The sequence below is a fragment of the Paenibacillus sp. JNUCC 34 genome (assembly GCF_058269055.1).
In genome coordinates this window covers 5,141,029-5,147,500 of the sequence record NZ_CM177770.1, presented here as the reverse complement: position 1 = coordinate 5,147,500, position 6,472 = coordinate 5,141,029, and the positions used below count along the sequence as shown (strand labels likewise).

The following is a 6,472-nucleotide window of genomic DNA, read 5'->3' as shown; positions in this document are numbered from 1 at the left end:
ACAAGTGAGAATGCCGGTATGAGTAACGAAAAGATCAGTGAGAATCTGATCCGCCGAAAGCCCAAGGTTTCCTGAGGAAGGTTCGTCCGCTCAGGGTAAGTCGGGACCTAAGGTGAGGCCGAAAGGCGTAATCGAAGGACAACAGGTTGAAATTCCTGTACCACCGTAAACCGTTATGAACGATGGGGTGACGCAGGAGGGTAGTGACGCGGACTGATGGATGTCCGTCCAAGCAGTGAGGCTGATGTGTAGGCAAATCCGCACATCATTAAGGCTGGGCTGTGATGGGGAGTGAAAATTATAGTAGCGAAGGTCATGATCTCACACTGCCAAGAAAAGCCTCTAGTCAGGTGAAGGTGCCCGTACCGCAAACCGACACAGGTAGGCGAGAAGAGAATTCTAAGGCGCGCGGAAGAACTCTCGTTAAGGAACTCGGCAAAATGACCCCGTAACTTCGGGAGAAGGGGTGCCCCGGTAGTGTGAATAGCACGAGGGGGCCGCAGTGAAAAGGCCCAAGCGACTGTTTAACAAAAACACAGGTCTGTGCGAAGCCGTAAGGCGAAGTATACGGGCTGACGCCTGCCCGGTGCTGGAAGGTTAAGGGGAGTGGTTAGGAGCAATCCGAAGCTATGAACCGAAGCCCCAGTAAACGGCGGCCGTAACTATAACGGTCCTAAGGTAGCGAAATTCCTTGTCAGGTAAATTCTGACCCGCACGAATGGCGTAACGATTTGGGCGCTGTCTCAACGAGAGATCCGGTGAAATTTTAATACCTGTGAAGATGCAGGTTACCCGCGACAAGACGGAAAGACCCCATGGAGCTTTACTGCAGCTTGATATTGGATTTGGGTACGATCTGTACAGGATAGGTGGGAGCCTAAGAAACAGGAGCGCAAGCTTCTGTGGAGGCGCCGTTGGGATACCACCCTGATCGTATCTAGGTTCTAACCTAGTACCGTAAACCGGTGCGGGGACAGTGTCTGGTGGGCAGTTTGACTGGGGCGGTCGCCTCCTAAAGAGTAACGGAGGCGCCCCAAGGTTCCCTCAGAATGGTTGGAAATCATTCGAAGAGTGCAAAGGCATAAGGGAGCTTGACTGCGAGACCTACAAGTCGAGCAGGGACGAAAGTCGGGCTTAGTGATCCGGTGGTACCGCATGGAAGGGCCATCGCTCAACGGATAAAAGCTACCCTGGGGATAACAGGCTTATCTCCCCCAAGAGTCCACATCGACGGGGAGGTTTGGCACCTCGATGTCGGCTCATCGCATCCTGGGGCTGAAGTAGGTCCCAAGGGTTGGGCTGTTCGCCCATTAAAGCGGTACGCGAGCTGGGTTCAGAACGTCGTGAGACAGTTCGGTCCCTATCTGTCGTGGGCGTAGGAAATTTGAGAGGAGCTGTCCTTAGTACGAGAGGACCGGGATGGACGTACCGCTGGTGCACCAGTTGTTCCGCCAGGAGCATGGCTGGGTAGCTACGTACGGAAGGGATAAGCGCTGAAAGCATCTAAGCGTGAAGCCCCCCTCAAGATGAGATTTCCCAACTAGTAAGACCCCTTGAAGACGACGAGGTAGATAGGTTGGAGGTGGAAGTGCAGCAATGCATGGAGCTGACCAATACTAATCGGTCGAGGGCTTATCCTAAAAGTTTCACGAAGTGAAGCTTGCATCGAAAGCATACGCTTTGAACTACGGTGTGAGGTACTTCGGAAACACTATTCGCAAATAATGTTTCGTATCTAGTTTTCAAGTGATCAAACACTTGATCCGTTTGGTGGCGATAGCGGAAGGGTTCCACGCGTACCCATCCCGAACACGACCGTTAAGCCTTCCAGCGCCGATGGTACTTGGACCGAAGGGTCCCGGGAGAGTAGGACGTCGCCAAGCGAACAACCGGAAAAATCACTATCGAGCAATCGATAGTGATTTTTTTAGTTTAATAAGTAAAAACTACAAATTAAACGGACTCTTTTCTGGCAAAAAACTGACGCTAATTGCAGTTTGTTTACTTAGGTAACGTCGATAAACGTTTTATTTTGTTTTGTTTCTTTATTAGATGGCTCATATTAAGATATAAATGATGTAATTTGAGTTTCTTTTGCCAATGATTAGTTAAAAATTTTATATTTTTAGTATCAAGTACTAAGACTTGGTGATATAATAAATACAAAAGCTGGAGGTGTGTACTGTGACTCAATCAAAATCAAAAATTACTGCAATTGGGACGTATGTTCCTGACAAAGTGCTGACAAATGCTGATTTGGAGAAGCTTGTTGAGACAAGTGATGAATGGATTGTACAGCGTACAGGCATGAGGGAACGTCGTATTGCTGAACCAGAACAGTATGTATCCGATCTAGCGGTTGGTGCAGTTAGAGATATGATACAGCGTTACGGTGTAGATGTTATTGACACTGATATGATTCTTGTGGCCACGAGCACACCTGATTATTCTTTTCCGAGCACAGCCTCCCGAGTTCAATCTAAATTAGGAATTAAAAGCACTGGAGCGCTTGACCTCAATGCCGCTTGCGCAGGGTTTGTATATGCTCTCCAATTTGCTGACGGTTTGGTTACAAGTGGAATGTATCGTAAAGTTCTGGTTATCGGCGCGGAGACGTTGTCCAAAATTACAGATTATAGTGATCGGACAACATGTGTACTGTTTGGTGACGGGGCAGGAGCAGTTCTTGTTGAAAGAGATGAGAATTATTCGGGCTTTGTGGCTTCATTATCAGGTACCTTCGGTGAAGGAGGCTTTCATCTATATAAAACGGCTCTGTCCGAGAAAATGGATGGCCGGGAATTAAAAAGCGGCTGCCTCGTTCAGAATGGCCGAGAAATCTACAAATGGGCTGTAAGAAATATCCCTGATGGTATGCGGGTGCTACTGGAAAAGGCAAAAATGAAGGCGGATGAAATAAACTGGTTCGTGCCGCATAGTGCTAATTTACGAATGATCGAAGCGATTTGTGAACGGGGCCCCATCTCCATGGACAGAACATTAACAAGTGTCGAGTACCGGGGAAATACCTCCGCAGCTTCAATTCCTCTGGCCCTGCAGTTGGCAATTGATGAGGGTCGCCTAAAATCAGGTGATCATGTGATGCTCTATGGCTTCGGCGGAGGTATGACTTATGCTGGCTCCATTATTCAGTGGTCAATATAGAATCTTGTTTTTTGCAATAGATTAGCCGCACTAGGCTTGAACTGAACTTTCTATGAAAAATAACTAAACCACGATCAATTTTGATTCGTGGTTTTCTGCTGTCTAGAGATCACTAGATACGTACAGTAAAGTAGATAGCCGATGGTGATAGTAGATAGACTTCTCTTTGTCATAATACAGCAAAATCCCCTCACGGTAACAGTGCCGCGTTCGATTGAACGAACTGCATATCACTGTTCTTCGTGTGGGGATTTTCGCTTTGGATATTATTTCGAGCGGCCTTTATTCATCGAGCCCATAATGAGGCTGACGATGAACACGAGTACAACTGCACCAATCAATGCCGGAAGGATGTAGAAGGTGCCGATTACTGGACCCCAAGATCCAAGAAGCAATCCACCGAGCCATGCACCGACAAACCCGGCAATAATGTTACCAATGACACCGCCAGGAATGTCGCGGCCCATAATCAGACCAGCGATCCAACCAATAATACCACCAACAATTAATGACCAAAGAAATCCCATTCGTATCACCTCGTAAATGATTTATTTGTTTGTGCTTTACTATTAACCAAATGAGTGATTTTTAAACCGAGTCGGTTATAAATCAGGATAGTTAATTTCATCCACCTTGATGTGATGCGTTTTTTTGTACTTTTGTTTATTATGGAAACCATAAGGTTTGTAAATCGTTTGACGAAAATAACTTTCATGATATATATTATTAGTGAAATTAGTTTTCTGTTGATAAGCATTCATAATGATAAATACATGGGAGTGTCTCAAACATGAATAATACGACTTTGGAAGGGTTAGGTTTAGGCAAAGGTCTTGTTGTTTCTTGTCAGGCTTTGGAGGATGAACCGCTTCACAGTTCTTTTATCATGGGGAGAATGGCCGTGGCGGCACGTATGGGTGGTGCAGTAGGAATACGGGCCAATTCAGCTGGGGATATTAAGGAGATCAAAATGCAGGTGGATCTGCCGGTCATCGGGATCGTTAAGAGGGATTATCCGGATTCAAAGGTGTACATTACTCCAACGATGAAGGAAATTGATGAGCTGGTTGACGCAGGTTCGGATATTATCGCTTTGGATGCGACTACGGACATTCGTCCGGAAGGGCTTCATCTAACAGAACTGATTCAGCAGATTAAGGACAAATATCCACAGCAGCTTCTGATGGCCGATATTTCGACTGTAGAGGAAGCTGTAAAGGCGGAAGAGCTTGGGTTTGATCTGATCGGAACGACGTTAATCGGTTATACAGAGTCTACTACGGGACAGAAAATGTATGACAACGACTTTGAATTGCTAAAACAAGTCATTCAAGCCGTTAAATCACCAGTTGTGGCGGAGGGGAATGTGCTTACACCGGAAATGGCGAAGCGCTGTCTGGAACTCGGCGTATACTGTGTCGTTGTTGGCGGCGCCATCACCAGACCACAACAAATTACCGAAAGATTCGTCAAACATATTCAGTCAAAAAATTAAGAAGCTGATCGTTAGAACGGCTTCGCGCTCCTAATAAAGGGAGGCGAAGCTGCTTTACGTATCAGCTTCTCTTTATATTTTCTTTTACATTTTCATACAGTGTTTCGAGTGTTTCCTGACGCTTCCGAAACAGCTTCTCATCGTTCAGAAGCAGCATGGAAAGCACATCAAGTACATAAATGATAGCCAGTTGGCTGTTGATGAAATGAGTGTCGCCCATCCGGTGTAGGCTTGGCGTGAATAACGAAATGTCGGATATATCGGTTAACGGGGTATGATTATAGTTCGTAATGCTGATCGTTGCGGCACCGTTTCTTTTGCCGATTTTCAGAGCATCGATAATTTCCGTAGTTTGTCCGGAGTTGGACAATCCGATAATGAGGTCGTTCTCATTCAACAGGGCTGCGCTCCTGATCATCATATGGGAATCAGTCATGGCATCAATCGTAATATTCATCCGCATGAGGCGATATTTAAATTCAAGAGCAGATAATCCGGAGCTACCGAGCCCGTATACTTGAACCCGCTGTGCAGTCTTGATCATCCGTACCACATTCTCAAAGTCTTCCTGGTGCATCATATCTGCCGTTGCATTAACAATTTCGTTGTAAAGGCTCTGTACCTGAGTAAAGCCATTACTGTCTCCTGAGGGCTTCTCGGCCTCCCGGCTCAGCCGGATTTTGAAATCAACAAAGCTGTCGCAGTGGATTTTTTTGCAAAATCGGGTGATCGTTGAGGTGGATGAATGCGTGTGGTCAGCCAATTCACGTATATTAATATTTTGTATTGAGCTTTTATGCTGAACGATATAGTCGGCGATTTCTTTTTCTTTCAAGGATAGGCTTTGGTACTGTAGTTGAAGCTCGTCCAAAACACCTCGGTGCATCATCTTCACCTTCTAAACATTAATAATATTAGTATTTTACCATTATAGCGCGTATTACTTCTTTAGGTAAGGAGTCAGTACTGTTTTGAAAACTGTGTAGCGATTGTTTATGATGGAGTAAGACTGAACTTGGTCATCATACAGCATTTATGGATGTTACTGCTTGGCCCAGAATAAAGGAGATGTATATACATAATGATAGCAATATGGACAGAAAATATTATGATCCAATCAGATGATGTCGACTTTAATTCCGTCATTCGTTGGTCCTCGTTACTCGGCCTTATGCAGCGCGCTGCAGACGGACACATTGAAGCATTGGGAGTTAGCAGAGAGCAGCTGGTGGAACACGGCATGGGCTGGATGCTCATAACACTGGAAGTAGAGATGGCCTTTTTGCCGCGATACATGGATACCATTGAGATCAGCACATGGAGCAGAGGTTCAAAGGGCGCGCTCTGGAACCGTGATTATCGTTTGAAAAATGCTACTGGTGAAGTAATCGGTACAGCCCGTTCCGTTTGGGCACTCGTGGATATAAAGAAACGTAAAATCATGAGACCTTCCGCATTTCCTTACGAGGTGCCAGTTCATACGGAATCAGTTGGCAGTCCTCTGGATAAAGCGGTCATCCCGGAAGGGACACTGATGAAGGACATATATTCCCATACGGTGCGGTACAGCGGTATCGACAGCAACGGCCATTTAAACAACGCACGGTACGCTGATTTATGCTGGGACACACTTACGGAAGAAGAGCTTAAAAAGAACGTTACTGGATTCAAAATCACATACCATCATGAGGCAAGGCTGAATGATGAGATGACGTTGAGGCGATCTTCCGGAGAAAACAACGCCATTTATGTACAGGGGCTTTCTTTGGAGGGGGCAAACTTTTTTGAAGCGGCTATCGTTATAAAATAATG

The 6,472-nt window shown here is 45.9% G+C and carries 5 protein-coding genes and 2 rRNA genes (1 of these 7 cut by a window edge); 5 read left to right on the top strand and 2 right to left on the bottom strand.

Features of this window, described 5'->3' with window-relative positions; genetic code table 11:
• The 3 genes from AC2TF5_RS23900 to AC2TF5_RS23890 all read left to right on the top strand — a co-directional run.
• Positions 1-1,640 (top strand): 23S ribosomal RNA (locus AC2TF5_RS23900) (it extends 1,287 nt beyond the left edge of the window).
• Between the two features lie 126 nt (positions 1,641-1,766).
• A 5S ribosomal RNA gene (gene rrf, locus AC2TF5_RS23895) occupies positions 1,767-1,883 on the top strand.
• Positions 1,884-2,184: 301 nt separating this feature from the next.
• Positions 2,185-3,165, top strand: a complete 981-nt coding sequence (locus tag AC2TF5_RS23890; RefSeq protein ID WP_491299600.1) for a ketoacyl-ACP synthase III — start codon at positions 2,185-2,187, stop codon at positions 3,163-3,165.
• Between the two features lie 266 nt (positions 3,166-3,431).
• On the opposite strand, the gene AC2TF5_RS23885 is transcribed toward AC2TF5_RS23890, so the two are convergent.
• Positions 3,432-3,692, bottom strand: coding sequence for a GlsB/YeaQ/YmgE family stress response membrane protein (locus AC2TF5_RS23885; protein WP_491299599.1), 261 nt, complete (start codon positions 3,690-3,692; stop codon positions 3,432-3,434).
• Positions 3,693-3,955: 263 nt separating this feature from the next.
• On the opposite strand from AC2TF5_RS23885, the gene AC2TF5_RS23880 reads away from it, so the two are divergent.
• Positions 3,956-4,660, top strand: a complete 705-nt coding sequence (locus tag AC2TF5_RS23880; protein WP_491299598.1) for an N-acetylmannosamine-6-phosphate 2-epimerase — start codon at positions 3,956-3,958, stop codon at positions 4,658-4,660.
• A 61-nt stretch (positions 4,661-4,721) separates the two neighbouring features.
• Here the strand turns inward: AC2TF5_RS23880 and AC2TF5_RS23875 are convergent, their stop codons facing one another.
• The gene (locus AC2TF5_RS23875) at positions 4,722-5,549 is read right to left on the bottom strand and encodes a MurR/RpiR family transcriptional regulator (protein WP_491299597.1); all 828 of its coding nucleotides are present in this window, start codon (positions 5,547-5,549) and stop codon (positions 4,722-4,724) included.
• 192 nt (positions 5,550-5,741) lie between these two features.
• On the opposite strand from AC2TF5_RS23875, the gene AC2TF5_RS23870 reads away from it, so the two are divergent.
• Positions 5,742-6,470, top strand: a complete 729-nt coding sequence (locus AC2TF5_RS23870) for an acyl-[acyl-carrier-protein] thioesterase (RefSeq protein WP_491299596.1) — start codon at positions 5,742-5,744, stop codon at positions 6,468-6,470.
• Positions 6,471-6,472 lie beyond the last annotated feature (2 nt).

Bases quoted from the DNA above. Each gene is read 5' to 3' on its own strand.
- AC2TF5_RS23885 (WP_491299599.1), bottom strand. From the start codon at position 3,692: ATGGGATTTCTTTGGTCATTAATTGTTGGTGGTATTATTGGTTGGATC.
- AC2TF5_RS23880 (WP_491299598.1), top strand. From the start codon at position 3,956: ATGAATAATACGACTTTGGAAGGGTTAGGTTTAGGCAAAGGTCTTGTT.
- AC2TF5_RS23875 (WP_491299597.1), bottom strand. From the start codon at position 5,549: ATGATGCACCGAGGTGTTTTGGACGAGCTTCAACTACAGTACCAAAGC.
- AC2TF5_RS23870 (WP_491299596.1), top strand. From the start codon at position 5,742: ATGATAGCAATATGGACAGAAAATATTATGATCCAATCAGATGATGTC.